This is a genomic window from Chitinophaga eiseniae (genome assembly GCF_900167135.1).
Lineage (GTDB): Bacteria > Bacteroidota > Bacteroidia > Chitinophagales > Chitinophagaceae > Chitinophaga > Chitinophaga eiseniae.
The window spans coordinates 1898654-1922071 of record NZ_FUWZ01000002.1 but is presented as its reverse complement, the minus strand read 5'-3'; the positions used below and the strand labels follow the sequence as shown (position 1 = coordinate 1922071).

The window sequence follows — 23418 nt, the reverse complement described above, 5'->3', positions numbered from 1 at the left end:
GTGTTATATGTTTTGCGATAGTTGTTTGTACTTTTCGATAAGCTTGTACCCTTTAGCGGAGGCTACTCCGTACAGAAAATTTTCCAGCAGTACTTTTTGTACCCTGTTCATGTCAGAGTTGCCCGGAAACGCTTCAGGCTGAAAGCTAAGCATACATCCGTAAACGCGGTATTGAGTCAGAATTCTGATGTCGAGGTCCGGTCGGTAGAGTCCTTCACTGATGCCACGCTCGATGTTTTCGCGGATCGTGTTGGTCAGTGAGTTGTTCTGATAGTTCAAAAAAACCTGGTATGCTTTCGCGTGGAACTTTTGCAGGTCTAACAGGATCACGGGGTTCATGTTGCGCATCCGGCGGTCCAGCATATCCATGACGAGGAACAGTTCCTCGATGGCGTCTGCTGATTTATCGCGGTCTGTCAGGCATTCCGCCTCGACGAGGCCGATAAAACGGGTAAGCGCCTGTGTGACCAGGTCGTCCTTATCCATAAAATGGGCGTAGAGTGTCTTTTTGGAGATGCCCATTTTCTCAGCGATGTCATCCATGGTGATTGACCTGGTGCCATATTGTCGAAACAGGCCAAAAGCCGTGTCCATGATACGTTCCTGCGGTTCCATAAGAGTGCTTTAACAGGCTTTGTGATGCGAAGACAAAACTATGGAAACTTTTTAAACTTCCAAAGTTTCCAGTATTTATTTTTTATATGTGGCAACACGGAACTGTGACTTTCATGATTTTACTGATTCTTCCGGTGAGCGGGGGATGTAAGCGGGGGTTGTGAGCGGGAATGTAAGCGGGGGATGTAGGTGGGAATGTGAGCGGGGATATCATTTGAGCGAGTTGCCTGGGGACATTAGCGGAGGGGGCAGCCGGCTGCCCCGGACAGGGAAATGTGGAGCATCGGAGCAAAGGAGGTCCTGGCAGTGGCGGAGGGGGCCTCGGGTGATCTTTACAAACAGGCAATGTGGAGGGCGGGTAATCTTCCGCTTATTTGTCTAATTTTGTGCCTCATTCCTTTTGCCATGTCGCCAAAACTCAGATTAAAAGTGTTTGCGTCCCGTTTATTGCGGTATTTCTTTCAGGGCCTGCTGATATTGGCCCCTATCGGGATCACTGCACTGACATTATATTGGGCGTTTGTTACTATCGACAATCTTATTCCGAAGGAGATCATTCCGGACGACACTTCGTTCAACTTTTTAAAATACAAGGGCGTAGGATTTGCGCTGGTATTGGCATTAGTGGTAGTGGTGGGGTATCTGAGTTCTTCCTTTATTATCGGGCGGATCTTTGATCTGTTTGACCATTTGCTGGAGCGCACTCCTTTTATCAAGTACATTTACACCTCCATTAAGGACGTCTTCGACGCTTTTGTGGGCGAGAAGAAAAAGTTCGATCATCCTGTGCTGGTACAGATTTACGGCGTGGATGTATGGGAGATGGGCTTTATCACCCAGACAGACGTGACCAGTCTCGGCATGGAAGGCTATATGGCCGTTTATGTCCCGCATGCCTACGCTATTACCGGCAAAGTATTTATTGTGCCGAAAGAGCGGGTGAAGCCCCTGGAAAACGTTTCAGCCGGAGAGGCGATGAAATTCGCTGTCAGCGGCGGCGTCACCAATATTTAGGGATTTCCTGATTTGGGAATTCAGTTATTTATGTAAGGCAGGGCGTTGGTTCACTTGAAATAAATAACTAAATTCCCAAATCAAGAAATCTCTAAATTGTTTGTTATGTTAACCCGTATCCTGAAACAGCGGCTCGCTGTAAGTTTCACATGTATATTATTGATGTATGCCGGCGAGGCCGGTGGCTGGGGCTTCTTTGCTCATGAGCGGATCAACCGGCTGGCAGTTTTTTGTCTGCCGCCGGAAATGCTGGTGCTGTACAAGCCGCAGCTGGAATATATCCGTGTGCATGCTACAGATCCGGATAAGCGGCGCTATATGGTGGCTGCCGAAGCGCCACGGCACTATCTGGACATCGACGTGCTGGACCGGCCGCCTTACCGGCAGATACCACGCAGCTGGCAGGAGGCGGTAGCACGGTACGGCGCCGATTCACTGCAGTGCAACGGCATATTGCCCTGGCACCTCGAAAAGATCATGTATATGCTGACGAAGGCTTTCCGGGAGCGGGACCAGCAGCGGATACTGCAATTGTCGGCAGAAGCCGGGCATTATGTGGCGGACGCGCATGTGCCGCTGCATGCCTGCTCCAATCACAACGGGCAGTTTACCGGGCAAACGGGCATTCACGGACTGTGGGAGTCGCGCATCCCGGAGTTGCTGGCAGACGCGGAGTTTGACTACTGGGCCGGTAAAGCGCATTATATCAGCGACTGGCGGGCATATGTCTGGCAGATCGTCACCGAAAGCGGTCTTGCAGCAGATACTGTTTTACAAAAAGAAAAGCGGTTATGTGAACAGACGCCACCGGCCCGGCGTTATGCATATGAGATCAGGAACGGTGTGTTAACGAGGACTTACGCTGAAGGTTATACGAAAGCATATCACCAGTTACTGGAAGGCATGACAGCGCGGCGGATGAAACAGGCTATAGCCGCCGTGGCGGCCTGCTGGTATACTGCCTGGGTAAACGCAGGACAGCCCTCTCTGAAGGAGCTTCATCACACAAGTCTTACGGAGAGCGAGTTACAGGAGTTTGAACAGCTGCAACAACGGTGGACACAGGGACGCATGCTGGGCAGAGCAGAATAAAGGGGCAAAATATTTCGGCTGATACAGAATAATTGGAAAAGAAATTTTATCTTTGTCCCTACCGTCTTTTAACCTATCCTACACCACGCGCCTTACAGGTTTTAAAACACCCGTGCCGTTTTTTTTCCGTTTCCTTAGAAAAACCAAAACAAAGTGGAAAGATCAAAAAATGAATTTAATCTAGATCGTAACATGAAGGTGCATAATTTTAACGCAGGTCCTTCTGTATTGCCCAACGAGGTATTATACAAAGCCAGTAAAGCGCTGATCGACTTTGAGGGATCAGGGATGTCTATACTGGAGATAGGCCACAGAACGGAGCCGTTTGTAGCGGTGATGGAAGAGGCGCGTAACCTGGTTAGGGAACTGATGCAGCTTGATGATGACTTCGAGGTGCTGTATTTGCATGGCGGTGCCACCACGCAGTTTATGCAGGTGCCCATGAATCTGCTGGAAAGCAGTGAGACAGCGGCGTATGTAGATACCGGCGTATGGTCCAACAAGGCTATCAAGGAAGCGAAATTGTTTGGCTTCGTTGATGTAGTAGCCAGCTCCAAAGACAGTAACTACAACCACATCCCCAAGCAGTTCAACATTCCCCCACAGGCCAGCTACCTGCATATTACCACTAACAATACCATCTACGGTACCCAGTGGCATATGACCCCGGTAACAGACGTTCCCCTGATTGCGGATATGAGCAGCGACATTATGAGCCGCTCCATGGATTTCAACAAATACTCGCTGATCTATGCCGGTGTTCAGAAGAACATGGGCGCAGCCGGCGCTACCATGGTAGCCATCCGTAAGAGCATGCTCGGTAAAGTATCCCGTAAAATCCCGGCTATACTGGATTACAAGAACCATATAGACAACGGGTCTATGCTGAATACCCCTCCCGTATTTGCGGTGTATATCTCCATGCTCACCCTTCGCTGGTTAAAAGAGCAGGGCGGTATACCGGCCATCGAAAAAATCAACGAGAAAAAGGCAGCCCTGCTGTATGATGAAGTTGACCACAATCCGCTCTTCCGCGGTACGGTGGCCAAAGAAGACCGCAGCCTGATGAACGCCTGCTTCATCATGGACAAGCCTGAGATGGAAGAGGAATTCCTGAAATTTTGTAAGAAAGAAGATATTGTTGGCATTAAGGGACACCGCCTCTCCGGTGGTTTCCGGGTATCCATGTACAATGCTTTGCCCTACGAAAGCGTAGAAGTAATGGTAGAAGCCATGAAATACTTCTCCCTGAAGAAAGCTTAAGCCACCAGCTATACGAAATTGGATAACGATGATTTAACTGAACCATCATTTCAGTTTGATCATCGTTATTCGTATTTCGTAATTTTTATTATTACTTTTACCCTCATCTACATTTTTATCATGGCTATTATCAGACCTTTTAAAGGATTAAGGCCCAAAGAAGAACTAGCAGCACAAGTAGCTGCAAGGCCTTATGACGTACTCAGTTCGGACGAAGCTAAAGCTGCCGCTGCCGGTAATCCGTATTCGTATTATCATGTTTCCAAATCTGAAATAGATCTGCCGGAAGGGATAGACACCCACAGCCAGCAGGTATACGATAAAGCAGCTGAAAACCTGCAACGCCTCGTAAAGGAAGGCGTGCTGTTTCAGGAGGCGCAACCCGCCTACTACATCTACAAACTGGTGATGAACGGCCGCGCCCAAACAGGCCTGGTATGCGCATCCTCGGTAGATGACTACAATAAAGGCATTATCAAAAAACATGAGTTTACGCGCCCGGACAAGGAACTGGACCGTATCAACCATATTAAAACCACGCTGGCCCAGACAGGCAACGTTTTCCTGGCATATAACGACGTACCGGAAGTCAACGCCCTGATCGACCACTGGCAAAACAACAACAAACCAGCATACGACTTCACCGCAGATGACGGCATCCAGCATACCATCTGGGTGATCAATACCCCGGCTGCCGTACAGGAAATCACTACCCTCTTCGCCGAAAAAGTGCCCTGCACCTACATCGCCGACGGTCACCACCGCGCAGCGTCCGCCAGCCTGGTACAGAAAGAATTCCAGGAAAAAGGCACCATCACTTCGGTGGAAAATCCGGTGAACTATTTCCTGACCACCATCTTCCCTGCCAGTCAGCTCGCCATCCTGGACTACAACCGCCTGGTGAAAGACCTCAACGGCCTGAGCAAAGCGGAGCTGCTGTCCCGCCTGGACTACGATTTTACCGTAGAAGAAATTGGTCACCAACCCCAGCAGCCTTCCATGCTGCATGAATTCAGCATGTACCTCGAAGGAACCTGGTATCGCCTGGTAGCCAAAGAAGGTACATATACCACCGATCCTATCGGTATCCTGGACGTGACCATCCTGTCCAACAACATCCTGGACAAACACCTGGGCATCAAAGACCAGCGTACCGACAAACGGATCGACTTCGTAGGCGGTATCCGTGGCTTACAGGAACTGGTAAAACGGGTAGACAGCGGAGAGATGAAAGTCGCTTTCGCCCTGTACCCCGTTACCATTCAGCAGTTGTTTGATATTGCCGACAGCGGCAATGTGATGCCTCCGAAAAGCACCTGGTTTGAACCCAAGTTGCGGGACGGCCTGATCACGCATGTGATTTAATCAACATATTTTTAAATAATATACTTCCCCTGATGCACTGCCATCAGGGGAATTTTTTTTGCCCTGACAATGCCTGCTGTGCTGGTCTGCCTACCCCCTTATCTTAAAAGATATCGTTTCAAACAAATAAATTAATTACATAATATAAAATTTCCTGTTCTTATTTGTTCCTGCCCGGAGATTGATCAGCGGCACATTACCCCATTTTCCTTACTTTTACAACAAACGACAGACAGGAATGCATATGAGGTCTTCTTTATTGAAAGCAGTATTTGTTGCGGGGGTATTATTTTCACAAGTGGCAGTGGCGCAGGATGCAAATGAATTATACAGGACCGCTACCAACTTCATGCGTAACGGGGATTACTCCAATGCTGTGCTGGTATTAAACCAGGCGTTACAATTGGATCCGGACAATTTCGAATACAGGAAACAGCTGGGTTTCACCTTTTACCTGAAAGGAGACCTTAACAAAGCGAAAGGTGTGATAGAACCGCTGCTCAACAGGAAAGAAGCGGACATACAGGTATTCCAGATTGCAGGCAACATCTACCAGGGACGCGAAGAATGGAAAACAGCGCAGCGGATGTATGAAAAAGCCATCCGCAAATTCCCCAACAGTGGTGAGCTGTACAACGACAACGGTACGCTGGCGATGAACTTCAAGATGTACGACGGCGCGCTGCGCTCCTGGCTGAAAGGCATTGAACAGGACCCTACTTTTCCGGGCAACTATTACAATGCCACCAAAACCTATTATTACAGCAACAGCCCTTTGTGGTGTATCTTATATGGAGAAACCTTCATGAACATGGAGAGTTTCACCACCCGGACCGCTGAAATCAGAAACATTGTACTGGAATCGTACAAAAAGCTGTTCAACGATCCGAGCCTGTTCGACAGCATGGTGCCTGAAGAAGAGGGTAAAAAGGGTAAAAAAAGCAAGGGTGACGGCGGTTTTTCACAGGCATTCAAACAGTGCATGGGCAAACAGCTGAGTGTGATCACCGGTGGTGTAGACCCGGACGCGCTGATCATGGCCCGCACCCGTTTTCTGCTGGACTGGTACAATTCCTATAGCAACACCTATCCCTATGCGCTCTTTGATTTTCAGCAGAAGATGCTGCAGCAGGGTATGTTTGAATCATACAATCACTGGCTTTTTGGTCCTGCCGCCAATCAGGCCTCTTACAAAGCATGGGTAACGCTGCATAAACAGGACTATGACGACTTTCTGAAATATCAGCGTAATCATCCGTTGAAACCCAGGCCCGATGAATATTACAATGACGGAAAATTCACGCTGATCAACGCGGGGTATTGAGTTCCCGGCTGAAGCCCGGGCCACGATGTGAAAAATGCAGCATTGGATTAGCAAGAGAGCCGTTATTTCAAGCTTTTTCCGGCCGGGATGATAACCATCCCGGCTGTCTGAATAATCTCAAAATCTGAATAATGCTCGCCACGAAACACCAAAACACGATTGATGCCGCTGTTAAAGCGAACCACGAAAGAACTTTCTATTCGCACTATCCGGAGCACCCCAAAGCTTACGGGGAAGAAGCCCATGCAAAAGGAGTACAGAGCTATCAGCAGCTGCTGAACAAACCTTTCAAACAACTGCTGCAAACCGGAGAAACCGGTTGGGCGGGAGAAGAAGTGTCACCCTATACCCAGGAGGTGCTGGGCGTTACCTATCCTTTTTTCGCTGTGGACGACCTGGTCAAAAGAGCCGGGGACGCCGCTGCTGCATGGGGCCGTACCCCGGTGGCCGAAAGGGCCGGCGTACTAACGGAAACGCTTGAACGTATTAAGGACTACTTTTTTGATATCGCCAATGCCACCATGCATACTACCGGCCAGAGCTTTATGATGAGCTTCCAGGCTTCCGGTCCGCACGCCAACGACCGTGCCCTCGAAGCCATTGCCACCGGTTATCATGAGCTGCAACGGTACCCTGCCGAGCTGGAATGGGAAAAGCCTATGGGCAAAACTGCTATCCGGCTCCGCAAGACATTCCGCGCCATCCCGAAAGGTATCGGCGTGGTAATCGGTTGCTCCACCTTCCCGGTATGGAACACCCTGCCCGGCATGTACGCCAACCTGATCACCGGTAACCCGGTCATTGTAAAGCCACACCCACGGGCCATCCTGCCTATCGCCATTGTGGTAGCCGCCATACAGCAGGTGCTGCAGGAAAACGGGCACGACCCGCTGCTATGCCAGCTGGCGCCGGACAGTTCCGAAAACCTGATCGCCAAAAAGCTGTCAGAACACCCGGACGTAAAACTGATTGACTATACCGGCAGCAGCGCCTTCGGCAATTATGTAGAGTCCCTTCCCGGGAAAACGGTTTTTACCGAAAAAGCAGGTGTCAACTCCGTACTGCTTGACAGCGTAAAAGACCTGGACGCGGTGATACAGAACCTCGCCTTTTCCGTGAGCCTGTATTCCGGCCAGATGTGTACCGCGCCGCAGAACTTCTTTATTCCTGAAACCGGTATTGCCACCGCAGCGGGGCAGGTAAGTTTCAATGAGGTGGTGCAAAAGTTCAGGGACGCGATCGTAGCGCTGGCCAACAATCCGAAAATGGGCGCCGGCACATTGGGCGCACTGCAGAACGAAAGCACCCTGCAGCGTGCGCAGGAAGCGCAACAGCTGGGCGGTAAAGTGATACTGGCGGGCGCACCCGTTAACAATGAAGAATTCAGCAAAGCCAGGGTGATGGCGCCTACCGTCATCGAAGTCAGCAGCGCCGATACCAATATTTATGAAAAAGAGCTGTTTGGCCCCGTTGTGCTGATTGTTAAAACCAAAGACACGGCACATACCATTCAGCTGGCCAAACAGATGGCGCAGAAGCACGGCGCCATTACCTGTGCGGCCTACACCACAGATCCCGCCACCAAAGAGAAGATCACAGATGAAATGAACAGTGTGTTTACACCTGTTTCCTTTAATCTGACCGGTTTCATCTGGGTGAACCAGCATGCCGCCTTTTCCGACTTCCACGTCAGCGGAGGCAATCCGGCCGGCAACGCCAGTTTCACCAACCAGGAATTTATTATCAAGCGGTTTGTATGGGTGGGCAACCGGGAACTGATAGAATAGATTGATCATCCCGGCGTTCCGGTTTTTCCGGAATGCCGGGCATTATAAATGCAGGGAGATATTTATGAAAAGTATTGTATACCTTCTTTTACTGTCCGGTATCCTGGTGGCCTGTGAGCAGGCGCCCAAGGCCGACAAAGCCGCTGCCAGCAATCCTCAGGAAGTAAAGGCAGCTACCGGCAACGCTTACCTCGCGGACACCGCTGCCAGCCTGATATCGTGGATAGGCACCAAACCTACCGGTAAACATCACGGTACCCTGCGGCTCGCCGGCGGAGCAATCTATGTAAAAGACTCCCTGGTCACCGGTGGCCGATTGGTGATCAACATGCACAGTTTGCAGAATATAGACCTCGCCGCAGACAGCGCCATGAAGAACAAACTGGAACGGGAACTGAAAGGCAGTTCTTTTTTCGATGTAGAGCAATATCCTACCGCCGTTTTTGAAATGACGGGTATCAACACTTACTACCCTGCTGTAGGAGAAGAGGTAACGTTAAAAGATGCCACACATGTCATGTCCGGCAACCTGACCCTTAAGACCATCACTAAAAATATCTCTTTCCCCGTACGCATCAGCGTGGACGAACATCATCTTACCGCAGTCGCTAATTTTAATATTGATCGTACCCTATGGGGCATCAACTATCGCGCTGACAAGTCACTACAGGACAAACTGATTAATTCGCAGGTAAACATAGGGTTTAATATCAGCGCCTCCCGATAACTCATATTTCTTGTTTTTTCCGCCGGAAAGCCGATAAAATATTTTAAATTGAGTAAAGCCGCTTCACAGATAAAACCACCTGTTATGGAAACTACCCAGCAAAGAGATGAACGTCTCTGGCGCATTGCAAAGGCCAGGGCCGGCTTTAAATGTCATCTCATCATCTACCTGGTGATCAATATGGGATTGTGGATGGTATGGTTTCTTTCTGACCGGGACATGCCCGGAAGCGCTCCCTGGCCACTGGGCCCCTCATTAGGCTGGGGCATTGCACTCGCCCTTCAATACTTTAATACTTATCACAAAGACACTTTCGATAATACGCTGAAAAGAATATAATACGCACAGCACACTCAAAAAACAGCATAATGGACCGACCGCAGCGACTATTTGACGTCATCCGGTATCAGCTGGAAAACTATCCCAGAGAGGATATGCTTACCGGCAAGGAAAACGGACAATGGAGAAAATACAGCACACAGGAAGTAGCTGCCATTACCCGCAAATTCAGCTCAGGCTTACTGAAGCTGGGTATCCGGGCAGGTATCAAAACAAATGAGGAGAAAGACAAGATCGCTATTATCTCACCCAACAGGCCGGAGTGGTTGCTGACCGACCTCGCCTGTCAGCAGATCGGCGCCGTGCTCACCCCCATCTACCCGACGATCAGTCAACAGGAACTTGAATATGTGCTCAATGATGCCGAAGCCCGTATCCTGTTTGTCAGTGATCAGGAACTGCTGAATAAAGTACTGGCTTCACGGGACAAATTTCCTACCATCCGGGAGATCTTTACGTTCCAGCAGGTACCCGGCGCCCGCCACTGGTCTGAAGTGCCGGCGATGGCCGACGAAAGCAATTATCCGGTGATAGAAGAAACGCAGCAGAACATATCTCCGGAGGAACTGGTGACCATCATCTATACCTCCGGTACCACCGGCACTCCCAAGGGGGTTATGCTCTCCCATCAAAACGTAATCAGCAACGTGCTGGCCTGTCAGCCTTACCTGCCGGTCAACCAAAACGCCCGTGCGCTCAGTTTCCTGCCGCTCAATCACATTTTTGAACGGATGGTCACCTATCTCTATCTGACCGCCGGCGTGCCTGTTTATTACGCCGAAACCATGGACACCATCGCCGACAACCTGAGAGAGATAAAACCCACTATCTTCACCACAGTACCACGGCTGCTGGAGAAAGTGTACGAAAAGATCATGACTACCGGCCTTGAGCTGAAAGGGATTAAACGCGCCCTGTTTTTCTGGGCCGTAGACCTGGGCAAACGTTATGAGATCAACCACAACGCCGGTTTCTGGTACAACTTCCAGCTGAAACTGGCCAACAAGCTGATCTTCAGCAAATGGCGCGCTGCCCTCGGCGGCAACATCCAGTGTATCGTTAACGGCGCCGCCGCCTGCCAGGTAAGACTGCTGAAGATATTCACCGCCGCCGGCATCCCCATCCTGGAAGGATACGGCCTTACAGAAACATCTCCCGTCATCAGTGTAAACCGCTACAACGAGGAGGACCGTATGTTCGGCACCGTAGGCCCCGTCATCAGCAACGTCGAGGTAAAAATTGCAGAAGACGGAGAGATACTCTGTAAAGGCCCCAGCGTCACCATGGGATACTACAAACGCCCCGACCTTACCGCCGACGCTATCACCGACGGCTGGTTCCATACCGGCGATATCGGCGTGCTGATTGATCATAAATTCCTGAAAATCACCGACCGGAAAAAGGAACTGTTCAAAACCTCCGGTGGCAAGTTCGTGGCCCCCCAGCCTATAGAAAACAAATTCAAGGAGTCTCCCTACATAGAACAGATCATGGTGGTGGGCGAAGACCGCAAATTCACCGCAGCGCTGATAGTGCCTGCCTTCAACAACCTCCGCAACTGGGCGCAGAAAAAAGGTATTTCCGCCGGCAGCAACGAGGAACTGCTAAAGCGCCAGGAAGTGCTGGACCTCTACAAACAAACCGTGGATAAGTACAACCAGTTCTTCAACCATATCGAGCAGATCAAAAAATTCCAGTTATTGCCCCGTGAGTGGTCGGTAGACGCAGGAGAGCTTACCCCTACCCTGAAAGCCAAAAGAAAAGTGATCCTCGAAAAGTACAAGAAGGAAATAGACGGTATTTATGCCCCTTCGGGTGGAAAAGTTGATATAGAAAGTCTTTAAATATTAATTTAAAACCCTTACTTTTGCAACCCGATACCCCGGAAGGGAATCAGGATGGTCCCGTAGTTCAATGGATAGAATAGAAGTTTCCTAAACTTTAGATACAGGTTCGATCCCTGTCGGGACTACAAAAACGCTTATTCGCCCAAACTTAGCTTTACTAAGTTTGGGCGTTTTTCATTTATGGACGTGGGTTTCGGAGGAAAGAGAAGGAAAAGGAGGTAGAGGGAGATTAAGCGAAATATTCCCCAAAACCTTACCCCACCTTACACAAAGCCTGCAAGGCTATGAAACCAATCGATTTGTAACCTACCTGCATTCGCTTTTCGGCGCTAATATGACCAGTGAACTGACCCAGCGCTATAAGATAGGCACTTCCGGGAGCCGCTGGCCGGGGGCTACTGTCTTTTGGTGGGTTGATGCATCGGGTAATATAAGGGCCGGACAGGCGAAACAATTTGATCACACCGGTCATACGGCTAACTCTTCAGATGGTAGTTCCCGGACAACATGGATACACAGCATTTTGAAGTACAGCCATGAATCCAGAAAAGAGCGCTTACCCGGCTGGTTGACCGCGTATTTGGAACAAGGCGGCAACTATGCCAGCTGCCTGTTTGGGGAACACCTTTTACCAGCGGATACCAGCAAACCCATTGCTATTGTGGAAGCGCCTGCAACCGCCATCGTTGCAAGTGCTTACTTACCGGCTTTTATTTGGCTGGCTGCAGGAAGCTTGTCCTACCTTACAACAGAACGTTGTCAGGCGCTGGCAGGGCGGCGGGCGTATCTTTTTCCCGACCTTTCAGCTGACGGCAGAGCGTTTGCCCAATGAAACAAAAAGGCTAAAGAGCTGGCCGATATTGCTACTGTCGTGGTGTCCGATCTGTTGGAGCGCAACGCCACGGCAGTAGAACGCGTTCAGGGGCTGGACTTGCGGGATTATCTTACCCGGTTCGATTACCGGCAATTTCAGCCGGCGCAACCACCGGAAACGAGGCATACCCTCACCATTGACGGGCAAGAGTACGAAATCAACGCCATAGCGGTTATTACGGAAATCGACAGCTATAAAATAGTAACCTACAGGCTAAGAAATGATAAGTTCTGCGAGGTGTTATATACAGCTGCCGGCGAACTGGCCAATCAGGCGGAAGATTTTTCCCAGGTCATTTACGCACGTATGGGGAAGGTGTTCAAGTTGGGGAAGCTAAACGGGGGCGCTTGTCTTCTTTATCTGCTGAAAAACTACTGAAGAAGATGTCATGATGTGACGCTATTTATTACTGAAATAGGCCAAATAGGGCAATGAGGGAAAATGAATCTTCGCATTCCTTAGTGATTTAGGTTTCTAAATATGAGTGTATTAAATATGATAGGGTTGATTCGTTAATAACTCCCATTTTCCGATAAACTTCTACTCCACTTTGAAACAGAATTAAAGTCGGTACCTGGGTAACATTATATAGTCTTGTCATTCTTTGAGAATTTTCAATATCTAATCGACCTACTATTATTTGTTGATTAAATTCATCTGCAATCCTGTCAACAACAGGAGATACCTGACTACAAGGTGGGCTCCAGGAAGCCCAGAATTGAACCAACACTTTAGTACTTTCTCCGAAAACTTCCACCTCGAAGTTTGCATCATCAAGGTTTTTGACTTTATCATTAGGCATGATATTATGATTTTGAGGGTCACAGTTCAATAGAAACAAAGATTACATGAAATTGTTCTTACGAAAGATGACGACGGAGTATCAACTAATATGTTCTTCGAGGAAGTAATACAATAGGCCTTAAAAAACGATTATTTATTTCTTACAGAAGACAAGGACTTTGGGGGGGTGGGTGTTTGCTCACCATATTAAAAACCTAAGTGTCCTGTTTCTTCGTTATACTTTTCATGAATATAAGGACATCACAAAAGCAATTATTTACCTGTTACAAACACAGGAGCTGTAGTCTATCCACCACAAAGCCCAATTAGCAACACTCTTAGGAACCGGGAAAGTTTGGTACTTCGTTTGCCCATTAACGGGCAAGCGCTGTCGGAAGTTGTATTTTAAAAGCGGGTATTTCCAACACAGAGGGGAAGGGTACTACGAAAAGCAGATTCAGTCAAAGCATTACCGGCATGACATATTAGCAGATTGAACAAATAGATTTTATTTTTCCCAAATGCACAAAATGAATAAGAGATTTACTCCAAAGTTGCTTTAACTGACAGCATCATTTAATTTAAACAACATATAAAACTCAATCTTATGATTAAGAATCTTGTTGCACTCCTCCAAGCCTGTCTTGCGCTTCCGTTCGCCATAATTAAATCAATATTCTCACTTCCAGATTAAACCTTAAATTTTCCAAAAATAAAAGGAGCTGTGTTACAACACGCTCCTTTACTTACTTGAATATCCCCCCTTCTTAGCTCCTATAGCTGTTGAATACCTTATTAAAGATATGACATAATATGTCCCTCATTTCTTTGATGATAATGCCAACAGAACAATGAGGAAGATTAAATCTTCACATTCCCTAATGATTTAGGCTTGACAAAACAGTCTGACCCAATAAGCAGATGGTAATTTTTGCTTAAATTGTGGTTAAAATTATCTACCATCATGGATTATAGAGAATATATAGAATCAAATATTAATATAATGCTTGGCAAGCCGGTCATTAAAGGCACACGCATTACTGTAGCATTGATATTGCAAAAATTATCTGAGGGAGCTACAATTAATAACCTCATGGAAGCCTATCCTTCCCTTACTCCGGCGGCCATTACTGCCGCGTTGGCCTATGCGTCCGATGTTATTGATAACGAAAGTATTATTGCCGTAGCATGATCCTAGCTGATGAAAACATACATTCCTACATTGTTAAAACATTGAGGGGAGAAGGCTTTGATGTTACCTCTGTAACAGAACTAAGCAAAGGCATCAAAGACGAGGAAGTAATACAATGGGCCTTAAAAAACGATTATTTACTGCTCACAGAAGATAAGGATTTTGGGGAATGGGTATTTGCTCACCATATCCAAAACCTCAGTGTCCTGTTTCTTCGTTATACTTTTCATGAATACAAAGAGATCACAAAAGCAATTATCTATCTATTACAAACGCAAGAGCTGCAACGTCCTGTATTTGTAACCCTGACCCCAAAGAAAATAAGGATAAGGCAGCTTTAAGCCCGATTCATGTGTTGTTAAATCCCCCTACACTATATGGCCAGAATAGGCACTTACCCTGCAACGTTTGAAGACCGGAAATCAATTTCCATATCCGACCTCCGTAAATGGAACTACTTACAGCCCGATAGCTGGCGTAGTGGTACCTTGAGTTGGAGCCGGCGCGGCACGGTACACAGTCAAATAAGTTTCTGTGTAGACATGGTTACAACCGGGCCATATTTAGAGCTATCCTACAACTGGCAGCAACAACCAATTCACTACAAAGTCAAGCTAACGGCGCTGACCAGCAACTTAGGAGCCGGGAAGGTTTGGTACTTCATTTGCCCGCAGACAAGTAAGCGCTGCCGGAAGCTGTATTTTAAGAACGGGTATTTCCAGTACAGAGGGGAAGGATACTACGAAAAGCAGATTCAGTCAAAATATTACCGGCACCTGGAAAAGACATACGGGCCTGCGTTGAGGGGTGATCAGCTCTATAACCAGCTCCATAGCCGGTATTTCAGAAAGTTCTACAACGGAAAGCCTACCAAACGGTACGTTAAACTAATGGCACAGCTAAACGCAGCGAACAGCGTTAGTGAAAGAAACCTGATGTTGGCAATGAGTAGGTAGCACTATAAAATCGCTTTATTATTTGAGGTCTTCAAGTAACATCGATGGTGATATACCCAATCCCCGCGCGAGATCAACAATAACCAGCACACCCGGATTTAGTAACCCTGATTCAATCCGGCTAATATCTGCCTGTTCTGTATCACATTTGGCAGCAAGCTTATCCTGACTGAGCTTTGCTTGCTCCCTGTATTTCTTTAACGTTTGCCCTAACTGGGCCAGCACTTCTTTTGAATCATTAATCATCTTAAACTGATTTATGCCTCTTTAACGCCAATCCAATTAGCGCCTCTACCTTACATCCAATCAGTTTAGATAACTTCAACAACTCGTGCAGATTAAAAAGGGTATGATCTTTCATCCTCTTTTGGAGACTATAGTAATTCAGGTTGATATCCGTTGCTACGACCGATGGAGGAACAATATCAAATATCTCATTGAAATTGCTGATTCCTTTAGCCTCCAGTAGCTTATTTACAATAGCATATCGTTTATCCTTCATGATAATTCGTTAACAGGGTGGAAGGAAATAGGCTTATGTAAAATCAGAGGAAAACTAATTTACGCACATATGAGGAAAGCGTTCAGGCCGGGAAAGTTAAACGGGTCAGCTTGTCTTCTATCTGCTGAAAAACTGTTGAAAGATATGTCATGTGACGTTGTATGTCACTGGAATACGGCAAATAAGGACAATGAGGAAGACTAAACCTTCATATTCCCTAGTGATTCAGGTTCTTCAACAGTAAATTACAGTAAAACAAGATTATAATGCCTGCCTCCACATTCAGTAAAATAGTTCACTTAATGAATATTCATACTTGGGCTTTCCCACTTTTTCCCTTCTCGTGTTTAAGAAATCAAAACAACTGAGGCGTTCCTTATTCTTAATACTATAGCAGTGCTTTTCCTGGCCAAGAAACCAGGCTTACAGACAACGGCTTCAAAAAGTATATAGCTGAGGTCAGCGTTTTGTCAAACGAAAATCCACCACTTACTGTCTCAGCAAAATTAACAGAAGTCATTTTTTCTCGACAGCTATCATCAAAATAATAGATTATGGGAATGAGGATGGAAAAGTTTTTCGATTTGGTTGCTCCAGGGAAAATATTCTTCCATTTTACTGCATCAAATACTTTCACTTTGCTGACAAACTCTTCTTTAAGTGCGGAAGGAAAGTTTTTTGAAAAGATTATTTCCCTTTCTCTGATTCCATTCGTATAAGAAAGAATAAATGATACCGTAATAGACTTACATTGCTGCCGTAGCTCTTTGGGAAATTGTATATCATTGACGATCTTTTTTGTAATAGTGTCATACTCAGCCTTATACGCGTTTACATCTTGAGTAAATCCTGCAATGCTAAAGAATAATAAACACATCAACAGCAAAAAACATTGTTTCATGTGAAATCAGATTTGTATTTAGTTACATTTTGTTCCAGATTGACCGCGCTTATAAGCTTTATTCTTATCAATAATACTCTGCGCCCCAGTCGGGCTTGTTCTGACCAAATTCAGCCATGAATAGGATTCATGGACACCACCCCAAGCCAGTGCCTTTGCATCATCAGCGCTGATTGATGGATACACTTCTCTTATCCCCGCTGCCATCTCATCGACATAGAGGAATCCCATTTCATTGTGATCTTCCACCAAGGGATTAACATTTAACGCCTTGAAGTAGGCATGAAGAACTTCATGCATTATTGTAGCTGCTATATACTCCTGTGAGGCAGTTGCAAGTTGAGGTGTATTTAACGTAATACGGAGGTTTTTATACTCTCCTGATATTGATTCCTAGTCCCTATCCTTTATCCGTCTACGATTGGACGATAATTTGCGAATAAAATATATGTTATAACTTCAATAACGAAACACTTTCAACCTTACATTCCCTAGTGATTTTGGTTTATTTAAAAATGAGCTATGCTCGAACTGCAAGAACATGAAACAATTTCATTTCTAAATTTTGGGCAATTGCCAATCGAAATAGATCAAATCAGTTTATTTCGTTACTCCAATCAGGATAAGAGTTTTTTTCAGTCTGACAGCTTTAGTGAGGTAATCATTGATAATATGGAAACGAGTTTTGTAAAAGTATTTTTATATGGCACATCGTCCATATCCAAGTTCGATAACTCACCTGTCGGGACTACAAAAACGTTTATTCGCCCAAACTTTACTAAGTCTGGGCGTTTTTCATTGATGCATGTGCGCATCTGCAGCTACCTGCACCTTTCTGCTCCCATTTGCCAGATTAGACAGTGCCATGAGTCCTGCACCTGCCATCATCGCTCCGCCTACAAAGGGAAACCCGGCACCCACCAAATCTTCCATGGAAGAGGAGAATAAAAACGGCAGGCAGTAAAGCATTCCCAAAGTACCCAGCGTAATGGCGGTATATGCACCAACCAGCGCGATACCTGCGGTAGTAATACGCTGCTTTTTTGCGGGGGCGTAGTGGAAGACGGCCGCCCGCAATGCGGCGGTATTACAATGCGCGTAGTCTTCTATTGTCCAGGAACTGACAGGCCTCGCCTGCCGGCCATCCAGATAGTCTTTATAAAACGTGCGCCAGAGGTCCGGCAGGAACAACGCACCGAAGATAAATATCGCGAAGCTGGGCAACGTGTAATTACCATTGCCCAACATAAATGCCTGTAACCGTATCTCGTCTACCGGTGTCATTTTAAAACCGAGGAGTACATGTTTTAAGTCATGGCTCTCGTATCCCGGTACCAGCCGCAGACCATTCCGCTTCAGACATGCTGCAATGTCTTTCCCTAACGTTCCTTCCGGCAGCTCGTCCAGCTGCCGTGCTTTTTCTTCATATACCGCGATATCATAAAACTGTTCGATCGTCCATACCGACAGATGAAAGGACTTCCGGATAATACTTCTTGCGATGAGCTGAAAGATATTCATGGGTACTGGTTTATTGCCTGGCGGCAGCGGTTGATGAATGATAACATTAGGAGTATAATGTTTACCTAAAATATGCAAAAAAAGGCATTCCTGAACAAATCCCATATCCAACGTGTATCTATAAGTAACAGCTCATTGACCCCAAACACCATTTGTTATGAACAGTCCCGAAATACCTTTACACCAGGCTAACCCTGAACTATTTAAAACTTACCTGCTGGACCACACGAAGCCCGACGAGATTTTAATGGTCAAAGGCGTCACGATGGATGACCATCTTCTCAAATCGGAGTTACATATCAAGGTGATCATCCGGTTTCTGACAGAAGCCAGTATTGAGTTTAAAAAGACGACGGCCGTTAGATTCCTTTCCCGCCTCAGAAGGCGTATCCGCAGTTTTCTCCGTTCGCCTCGTATGGCTACGGCCATCCGGAAAACAGAGCGGAGCTGCTCCCCCACCGCTCCGGTACTTTACAAGCTGTATCCTGCGCTGTTCGAACAGTTGATGCTGGAAGACCTCCGCTCACGTCCTGACACGGACGATATCCCCGGCATCACCCAGTGGGACAGGATGCTGCGGATTGAAATTGTTCTGTTTATCCTGGACGATGAAATTATCAGGTTATGTGCCTATGTAAGGCAGCAAAGCGTGCAGGCGGTACGGGCGGAGCACCGGCGAAAAGTAGACCGCGTATTGGCTGCCTACGGCCGGCTGTTACCGGCAAACCAACATAATTAAGGAAAGAGACTATTCCCAGCTTTTCCCGCGCAGTTGGTATTTGTACTTCCTGGATAGTAAGCGCAGGTAAATCCACCACCCCATGCTTTTTCTGACCAGCCCGAATTTCTCCTGCCGGAAAACGAAATCCTTGTCTTTGGTGACGGAAGAGAAACCGTCCATATTGTACTGCGCGATAGTAATGGGAAGGTGCACCTTCTTAAAAGCCTTGTCACCCCACACCTGGATATTGAGCGCATAATCGGCAAAAACCCGGTAACGCAGGTCGTAGCGGTATTTCCGGAAAACACCGGCGGGATAGAGGATCGCCTGGTGATTCATACAGAATTTCGCCAGCCGGTAGTTGCTGAAAGCCCCTTTCAGCAAGAGGTAACGCGGGCCTTCCTTTTCGAAATACTCGGTAGTATTGCCATAGTAGACGGTATCGTTGTCCTTCAGTTGTTGCATCATCTTGCCAAAACCGGGCAGCAGGCGGTCATCGGCACCCATAAAATAGAGCCACCGGCCCCGGGCCCGTTCCACGCCTTTGTTCAGCGCATCATAAATGCCTTTGTCCGGACCGCTTTCCCAGGATACCAGGCCGCTGTCAAAGCTTTTTACAATATGGATGGTATTGTCGGTGCTGCCGCCATCCACGATCACGACCTCTATGGCCGGTTGTCCCAGCGACTGGATGGATGACAAACACTCCCCGATGTATTTTTCTGAGTTATAAGTGGCAATAATGATACTGACCAGTTTACCTGTTTCCTGCATACCCTGCTTGTTTTCCAGCCTGCAATTTGGCAAATTTACTCATAGCATGGAAATTTATTATTTGAGGCGCATTTTTTCTGTTATCCGGGGAACACGGGCATCAGTTATAATTTTTTGTTAGCCATCCATACTTTTATTAACTTTAATGACTACCTGCTACCCCATTATTTCACCCATTTATTGTCATGTTAAATGTTCGTTGTTATGCGACGGGTGAACTATGCACAGCTCTCACTATTTAGTTACTATGAGTACTTCCTGTTGCTCTCTCCGGGGCAGCGTATCGTCCACAAGGTGGCCGCCATGAAAAACCTGCTGGCGGGCATGATCAGGATACCGTCTTACAACCTGGGATCGATAGCCCATATCTCCCTGATGAAATTTCAAATAACAGAAGATGACCAGTCTGTTATCCGGCGGGTAACACATGCGGTGGAAGGCTTTCGGGAATTCGATGTACAACTCGGCGGCGCAGGTATTTTTCAAAACGGCGCTACCGGTACGTTGATGTTACAACCTGCCAACGGCGATCGCATACACCGCCTGCATGGATCTATCACAGCTGAGTTCAACCGCCGCCGGAGCATCCGGCCGCATATAACCATTGCGCGGAATGTGGCCAACGAAGAGCTTTTAAAGGTAAACCTGCATGATTTTGACTGTCATGACAGCTTCTGCTGCAACAAAGTGACCATACTGAAAAAGGCAGTGGAAGCGTCGCATTATGAAGTATTACAGGAAGTGCCGTTTATTCCCGGAAGAACCTTTTGACACTGCCATCCGGGTTAAAACTGATGGCGTATCTTTCTCTGCTGCCGCTGATCGACGCCGGATACCATAACATCCGTTTCTCCTGGACAATACCATAGATATGGGTCGGTGTTTTCGCACCTTCTATCGTGGCAGACTTCTCCGCTATATTTTTATACACCCTTGCCATACTGGCAAAATCTATATCATCCAGTGGTATCATTTTTTGTTCCACTTTATCCCGTACAGAAAGCTGTACCGGCTCCGGCCCTGTCCATCTGCCATTCCGGTAATGATAAGCGTCCACGTATTCAGGGTTGTCCGGATGCCGGAGCTGCAGGTTGATACGGCCGTCATCGTATGCGTGGATATCATCGTAGAGGTACATTTTTTTGCCGGCATAGGCAGGCAAAGCCAGAAGACTGGCCTGAGCCGCCTTCAGCCCCGCTTCGTCCATCAGAAAAGCCGCCTTGGCAGCAGTGCCGCGGGATGAACCGGAAGCACCGGTAGTAGTGGCAGCACCAGCAGCGCCGGAAGAAGGGGGCGTTCCGGAAGAACGATACCTATAGGTAGTACTGACAGTATCCGCAGAAACATGCGACTCAATAACGACGGAAGAAGTCACCGTACTGCTAGTACCGGAAGGGGTTTCTTCTTTTTTATCGTCTGTCTTTTCTTTAAAAGTATCCTTGAACGTATCCGTCAGCTGGTTGCAGGAAAGGCAACTCAGCATCAGCAATAATCCTGAAAATATAGACAGGTTCTTCAGCATAAAATTAGTTTAGTCATCCAGATCGTCTGCAAACGCCACCTCTGAAGGTTTATCCTTCAGATAAAAAATAGAAACAGTTTCCTGCCGTGTCATTCCCAGATCGATAAGCGATACAATTTTTTTCAGTTCCGCGTTGTAGGTCTTACCATATTCATCTTTATACCGCAATTCAAATTTCACCTGTGGCTGTTCGTTGATATAAGTACCGGTCTGCGATGCACTCACCACTTCCGCCATCGTTTGTATACCGTAGTATTTGATCCGCAGCAGTGTGCCCGGATCTCCACCACTGAACAACTTCAGCAAAGCCCCCAATCCAAAACGGGTGGCAAACAAAATCACCGGGCATAACACCAGCGGATGATAGAACTTCATAAAGCGCCAGCCGTAACCATCATTTTCCAGGTTGTAGGAGAAATAATAGTACCATACGATAGCTGCTACAATCCCTAACCACAGCAAAACCGTCACCAGCATCCTGCCTGCCTTCACGTCTGCCTGCGCTGTGTCTACGGTCAGGTAAGGCCGTAACTTCAGGGTCTTGTCGATCATGAGGTAAATAACCCGTCCTTTTTCGTAGCGCATCTCCCCCGGTTTGGTATCCACCAGCTCCAGCTTTTCGGTGATGGGCGTTCCCACAAAATTACGCAGGCTGACCGTCATCCCCTTGGTAATCATGTAATGTTTGAGCTGTTTACCATCCTTACTTTCCACCACACGGGCTTCTCGCCGCTCCCCTTCCCGCAACAGGTAATCCATGTTCCGTTTCATTTTAAACGGCAACAGTATCCAGTTATGGAACCAACGCAGCGCCAGTATGGTCCATAATATTACTGACAGCGCCAGCCACGTAATGGCCAGATATGGATTGGTATCTGACAGCCCCTCCCGCGTGTTATAGTAGATCAACATCGGAAAAGGGATGGCAAAAAAGAGCATGTACACTACCCAGAAATATGACCAGAATCCTTTCATGATACTAATTTAAACTAAAACCCTCAATATTAACTTTTCCTTTAAGAAAGCGTTTATATCTTGCCGTTATGCGACCACTCCGGCATATTATCTTATTGTTACCATTGCTGCTGGTATTGTCGCAAACCCACGCCCAGACTACCATACAAGGAACTATTTTCCGGGAAGACACTATTCCGGCAGCCGGGGTAACGGTATTGAATAAACGTACACAGACCGCTACTACCAGCAATGAGCAGGGCTACTATCAACTCAGCGCACACAAAGGAGACACCCTACTCCTGAAAGCACTGGGTTTCGTACCACTGCTTTATATCGTAAATAAAGACAAAACAACTGTCACCCACCAGCTGCAATCCCAACCTTTGGAACTGAAAGCTATTAACATCATACAATACAACTATCTGCGGGACTCCCTTCGCCTGCGGCAGGAATTCAGAAAAGAGTTCGATTTCCGCCGGCCGCGCTGGAACGAAGTGATCGTAAGCGCAGGACCACTCATTGCTGTAAATATCAACCAGCTGTACAAAGCAGTGTCCTTTGCTAAGAATAAAAAGAAAGAAAAATTCAGGAAAATACTGCTGGACAAAGAGAAAGAAAATGTAGTGGAACAGAAGTTCAACCCATCGCTGGTGCAACGCCTTACCGGTATGGATGGAGACAGCCTTACACAGTTTATGCTGCGGTATCAGCCGTCTTACGATTTTGTGAGAGATATCAGTGATTACGATCTGTATGTCTATATCAGGCAACAGTATGATAAATACCGGCGACAAACAGAAAAATAATCTACAGTTCCTTCTGCAACCACCGCCTGTCAATCACAAAGGGAAACACATTAGAATACACACTATCCTTCCTTGACTTAAACTTCAGCCGGCAGGAGGTATGATAATCTCCATCTGTCAGCAATAGCTTCGCTATCGCCATTTCCCCGGCTTTCAGCACCTGTGCGCTGTCTGCAGGTGTCCAGGGAGCGTTTTCCCCGAATGCTTCATCCGTGGATTTCCAGTGAGGCGATAACGGCCGTAACGGCAGCACGATGGTATCTGCCACGGGGCCCATGTAATAAATAGGGTACTCGCTCGTGTATTCGTCGGCGTGGTAAAACTTTGCCTTGTCCGCTGGCAGGGCAGAATCGGTTAACACCAACCCGCTTTTTACCGTATTGACCGGCTGAAAACGGCATCCACTCACGATGAGTACTATGAATATCAGACGCAAAGGCATAAAAGGCTTTATCTACAGATTCCGGAGCCGCAAAAAATCCATATAGTTCACCGGAAAATTTGTTGTCCAATTGTTTAAATTAACGGCAAATATA

Annotated in this window: 26 protein-coding genes and 1 tRNA gene; 17 read left to right on the top strand and 10 right to left on the bottom strand. The window is 47.1% G+C overall.

The features are described 5' to 3' along the window. Positions 1–3: 3 nt before the first annotated feature. Positions 4–615: a TetR/AcrR family transcriptional regulator gene (locus tag B5D63_RS17645; RefSeq protein ID WP_078670082.1), complete on the bottom strand. Its 612-nt coding sequence runs from the start codon at positions 613–615 to the stop codon at positions 4–6. A 405-nt stretch (positions 616–1020) separates the two neighbouring features. Here B5D63_RS17645 and B5D63_RS17640 point away from each other — a divergent pair, with 405 nt between their 5' ends. From B5D63_RS17640 to B5D63_RS17585, 12 genes are all read left to right on the top strand, one after another. Next, complete coding sequence (locus tag B5D63_RS17640) at positions 1021–1629, top strand: DUF502 domain-containing protein (protein ID WP_078670360.1); 609 nt, start codon at positions 1021–1023, stop codon at positions 1627–1629. A 105-nt stretch (positions 1630–1734) separates the two neighbouring features. Then, the gene (locus tag B5D63_RS17635) at positions 1735–2721 is read left to right on the top strand and encodes a zinc dependent phospholipase C family protein (protein WP_235021562.1); all 987 of its coding nucleotides are present in this window, start codon (positions 1735–1737) and stop codon (positions 2719–2721) included. 192 nt (positions 2722–2913) lie between these two features. Beyond that, positions 2914–3984 carry a 3-phosphoserine/phosphohydroxythreonine transaminase gene (gene serC / locus B5D63_RS17630; RefSeq protein ID WP_078670081.1) on the top strand — a complete coding sequence of 357 codons (1071 nt, stop codon included), beginning with the start codon at positions 2914–2916 and terminating at the stop codon, positions 3982–3984. A 120-nt stretch (positions 3985–4104) separates the two neighbouring features. After that, entirely contained in the window at positions 4105–5349 is a 1245-nt protein-coding gene (locus B5D63_RS17625) for a DUF1015 domain-containing protein (protein WP_078670358.1), read from the top strand. Positions 5350–5593: 244 nt separating this feature from the next. Continuing rightward, positions 5594–6673, top strand: a complete 1080-nt coding sequence (locus B5D63_RS17620) for a tetratricopeptide repeat protein (RefSeq protein WP_159456063.1) — start codon at positions 5594–5596, stop codon at positions 6671–6673. 131 nt (positions 6674–6804) lie between these two features. Next, a complete protein-coding gene (paaN, locus tag B5D63_RS17615) occupies positions 6805–8460 on the top strand; it encodes a phenylacetic acid degradation protein PaaN (RefSeq protein WP_078670079.1) in 1656 nt (551 codons plus the stop codon). Between the two features lie 64 nt (positions 8461–8524). Continuing rightward, complete coding sequence (locus B5D63_RS17610; RefSeq protein WP_143312954.1) at positions 8525–9187, top strand: YceI family protein; 663 nt, start codon at positions 8525–8527, stop codon at positions 9185–9187. 84 nt (positions 9188–9271) lie between these two features. Then, complete coding sequence (locus tag B5D63_RS17605) at positions 9272–9526, top strand: 2TM domain-containing protein (protein WP_078670077.1); 255 nt, start codon at positions 9272–9274, stop codon at positions 9524–9526. Positions 9527–9555: 29 nt separating this feature from the next. After that, complete coding sequence (locus B5D63_RS17600; RefSeq protein WP_078670076.1) at positions 9556–11370, top strand: AMP-dependent synthetase/ligase; 1815 nt, start codon at positions 9556–9558, stop codon at positions 11368–11370. A 56-nt stretch (positions 11371–11426) separates the two neighbouring features. After that, positions 11427–11498 (top strand) — tRNA-Arg (locus B5D63_RS17595). 38 nt (positions 11499–11536) lie between these two features. Further along, a complete protein-coding gene (locus tag B5D63_RS17590; RefSeq protein WP_143312953.1) occupies positions 11537–12205 on the top strand; it encodes a DUF6371 domain-containing protein in 669 nt (222 codons plus the stop codon). 39 nt (positions 12206–12244) lie between these two features. Then, a complete protein-coding gene (locus tag B5D63_RS17585) occupies positions 12245–12625 on the top strand; it encodes a hypothetical protein (RefSeq protein ID WP_078670074.1) in 381 nt (126 codons plus the stop codon). A gap of 88 nt (positions 12626–12713) precedes the next feature. Here the strand turns inward: B5D63_RS17585 and B5D63_RS17580 are convergent, their stop codons facing one another. Next, positions 12714–13049 carry a thioredoxin family protein gene (locus B5D63_RS17580; protein ID WP_078670073.1) on the bottom strand — a complete coding sequence of 112 codons (336 nt, stop codon included), beginning with the start codon at positions 13047–13049 and terminating at the stop codon, positions 12714–12716. Between the two features lie 945 nt (positions 13050–13994). Between B5D63_RS17580 and B5D63_RS17575 the strand changes: the two genes are divergently transcribed. After that, positions 13995–14222: a DUF433 domain-containing protein gene (locus tag B5D63_RS17575; RefSeq protein WP_078670072.1), complete on the top strand. Its 228-nt coding sequence runs from the start codon at positions 13995–13997 to the stop codon at positions 14220–14222. Beyond that, positions 14219–14563 (top strand): DUF5615 family PIN-like protein, encoded by a 345-nt coding sequence (locus tag B5D63_RS17570; protein WP_078670071.1) that lies wholly within the window; start codon positions 14219–14221, stop codon positions 14561–14563. The genes B5D63_RS17575 and B5D63_RS17570 overlap by 4 nt, the downstream gene beginning before the upstream one ends. Before the next feature lie 633 nt (positions 14564–15196). On the opposite strand, the gene B5D63_RS17560 is transcribed toward B5D63_RS17570, so the two are convergent. From B5D63_RS17560 to B5D63_RS17540, 4 genes are all read right to left on the bottom strand, one after another. Continuing rightward, positions 15197–15424 carry a helix-turn-helix domain-containing protein gene (locus B5D63_RS17560; RefSeq protein WP_078670069.1) on the bottom strand — a complete coding sequence of 76 codons (228 nt, stop codon included), beginning with the start codon at positions 15422–15424 and terminating at the stop codon, positions 15197–15199. 644 nt (positions 15425–16068) lie between these two features. Beyond that, positions 16069–16581 (bottom strand): hypothetical protein, encoded by a 513-nt coding sequence (locus B5D63_RS17550; RefSeq protein WP_078670067.1) that lies wholly within the window; start codon positions 16579–16581, stop codon positions 16069–16071. 18 nt (positions 16582–16599) lie between these two features. Further along, on the bottom strand, positions 16600–16881 hold the full coding sequence (locus B5D63_RS17545) for a hypothetical protein (RefSeq protein ID WP_078670066.1): 282 nt from the start codon (positions 16879–16881) through the stop codon (positions 16600–16602). 495 nt (positions 16882–17376) lie between these two features. Beyond that, positions 17377–18102, bottom strand: coding sequence for a hypothetical protein (locus B5D63_RS17540; RefSeq protein WP_078670065.1), 726 nt, complete (start codon positions 18100–18102; stop codon positions 17377–17379). 157 nt (positions 18103–18259) lie between these two features. Here B5D63_RS17540 and B5D63_RS17535 point away from each other — a divergent pair, with 157 nt between their 5' ends. Further along, positions 18260–18841, top strand: a complete 582-nt coding sequence (locus B5D63_RS17535; RefSeq protein WP_078670064.1) for a hypothetical protein — start codon at positions 18260–18262, stop codon at positions 18839–18841. 9 nt (positions 18842–18850) lie between these two features. Here B5D63_RS17535 and B5D63_RS17530 read toward each other — a convergent pair whose 3' ends face one another. Beyond that, positions 18851–19597 (bottom strand): glycosyltransferase family 2 protein, encoded by a 747-nt coding sequence (locus tag B5D63_RS17530; protein WP_078670063.1) that lies wholly within the window; start codon positions 19595–19597, stop codon positions 18851–18853. Between the two features lie 204 nt (positions 19598–19801). On the opposite strand from B5D63_RS17530, the gene B5D63_RS17525 reads away from it, so the two are divergent. Then, positions 19802–20368: a 2'-5' RNA ligase family protein gene (locus tag B5D63_RS17525; protein ID WP_159456061.1), complete on the top strand. Its 567-nt coding sequence runs from the start codon at positions 19802–19804 to the stop codon at positions 20366–20368. Here the strand turns inward: B5D63_RS17525 and B5D63_RS17520 are convergent. Continuing rightward, on the bottom strand, positions 20346–21119 hold the full coding sequence (locus B5D63_RS17520) for a hypothetical protein (protein ID WP_078670061.1): 774 nt from the start codon (positions 21117–21119) through the stop codon (positions 20346–20348). The two genes, B5D63_RS17525 and B5D63_RS17520, sit on opposite strands and share 23 nt — an antisense overlap. Positions 21120–21128: 9 nt before the next feature. Next, positions 21129–22094, bottom strand: coding sequence for a hypothetical protein (locus B5D63_RS17515; protein ID WP_078670060.1), 966 nt, complete (start codon positions 22092–22094; stop codon positions 21129–21131). 68 nt (positions 22095–22162) lie between these two features. On the opposite strand from B5D63_RS17515, the gene B5D63_RS17510 reads away from it, so the two are divergent. Beyond that, positions 22163–22882: a carboxypeptidase-like regulatory domain-containing protein gene (locus tag B5D63_RS17510; protein ID WP_078670059.1), complete on the top strand. Its 720-nt coding sequence runs from the start codon at positions 22163–22165 to the stop codon at positions 22880–22882. A 1-nt stretch (position 22883) separates the two neighbouring features. On the opposite strand, the gene B5D63_RS17505 is transcribed toward B5D63_RS17510, so the two are convergent. Then, positions 22884–23318, bottom strand: coding sequence for a hypothetical protein (locus B5D63_RS17505; protein ID WP_143312952.1), 435 nt, complete (start codon positions 23316–23318; stop codon positions 22884–22886). Positions 23319–23418: the final 100 nt, after the last annotated feature.

Bases quoted from the DNA above. Each gene is read 5' to 3' on its own strand.
- B5D63_RS17545 (WP_078670066.1), bottom strand. From the start codon at position 16,881: ATGCATGAAGTTCTTCATGCCTACTTCAAGGCGTTAAATGTTAATCCC.
- B5D63_RS17625 (WP_078670358.1), top strand. From the start codon at position 4,105: ATGGCTATTATCAGACCTTTTAAAGGATTAAGGCCCAAAGAAGAACTA.
- B5D63_RS17620 (WP_159456063.1), top strand. From the start codon at position 5,594: ATGAGGTCTTCTTTATTGAAAGCAGTATTTGTTGCGGGGGTATTATTT.
- B5D63_RS17605 (WP_078670077.1), top strand. From the start codon at position 9,272: ATGGAAACTACCCAGCAAAGAGATGAACGTCTCTGGCGCATTGCAAAG.
- B5D63_RS17570 (WP_078670071.1), top strand. From the start codon at position 14,219: ATGATCCTAGCTGATGAAAACATACATTCCTACATTGTTAAAACATTG.
- B5D63_RS17635 (WP_235021562.1), top strand. From the start codon at position 1,735: ATGTTAACCCGTATCCTGAAACAGCGGCTCGCTGTAAGTTTCACATGT.
- B5D63_RS17600 (WP_078670076.1), top strand. From the start codon at position 9,556: ATGGACCGACCGCAGCGACTATTTGACGTCATCCGGTATCAGCTGGAA.
- B5D63_RS17575 (WP_078670072.1), top strand. From the start codon at position 13,995: ATGGATTATAGAGAATATATAGAATCAAATATTAATATAATGCTTGGC.
- B5D63_RS17645 (WP_078670082.1), bottom strand. From the start codon at position 615: ATGGAACCGCAGGAACGTATCATGGACACGGCTTTTGGCCTGTTTCGA.
- paaN (WP_078670079.1), top strand. From the start codon at position 6,805: ATGCTCGCCACGAAACACCAAAACACGATTGATGCCGCTGTTAAAGCG.
- B5D63_RS17560 (WP_078670069.1), bottom strand. From the start codon at position 15,424: ATGATTAATGATTCAAAAGAAGTGCTGGCCCAGTTAGGGCAAACGTTA.
- B5D63_RS17515 (WP_078670060.1), bottom strand. From the start codon at position 22,094: ATGAAAGGATTCTGGTCATATTTCTGGGTAGTGTACATGCTCTTTTTT.
- B5D63_RS17540 (WP_078670065.1), bottom strand. From the start codon at position 18,102: ATGAATATCTTTCAGCTCATCGCAAGAAGTATTATCCGGAAGTCCTTT.
- B5D63_RS17535 (WP_078670064.1), top strand. From the start codon at position 18,260: ATGAACAGTCCCGAAATACCTTTACACCAGGCTAACCCTGAACTATTT.
- B5D63_RS17510 (WP_078670059.1), top strand. From the start codon at position 22,163: ATGCGACCACTCCGGCATATTATCTTATTGTTACCATTGCTGCTGGTA.
- B5D63_RS17525 (WP_159456061.1), top strand. From the start codon at position 19,802: ATGCGACGGGTGAACTATGCACAGCTCTCACTATTTAGTTACTATGAG.
- B5D63_RS17520 (WP_078670061.1), bottom strand. From the start codon at position 21,119: ATGCTGAAGAACCTGTCTATATTTTCAGGATTATTGCTGATGCTGAGT.
- B5D63_RS17550 (WP_078670067.1), bottom strand. From the start codon at position 16,581: ATGAAACAATGTTTTTTGCTGTTGATGTGTTTATTATTCTTTAGCATT.
- B5D63_RS17580 (WP_078670073.1), bottom strand. From the start codon at position 13,049: ATGCCTAATGATAAAGTCAAAAACCTTGATGATGCAAACTTCGAGGTG.
- B5D63_RS17530 (WP_078670063.1), bottom strand. From the start codon at position 19,597: ATGCAGGAAACAGGTAAACTGGTCAGTATCATTATTGCCACTTATAAC.
- B5D63_RS17640 (WP_078670360.1), top strand. From the start codon at position 1,021: ATGTCGCCAAAACTCAGATTAAAAGTGTTTGCGTCCCGTTTATTGCGG.
- B5D63_RS17610 (WP_143312954.1), top strand. From the start codon at position 8,525: ATGAAAAGTATTGTATACCTTCTTTTACTGTCCGGTATCCTGGTGGCC.
- serC (WP_078670081.1), top strand. From the start codon at position 2,914: ATGAAGGTGCATAATTTTAACGCAGGTCCTTCTGTATTGCCCAACGAG.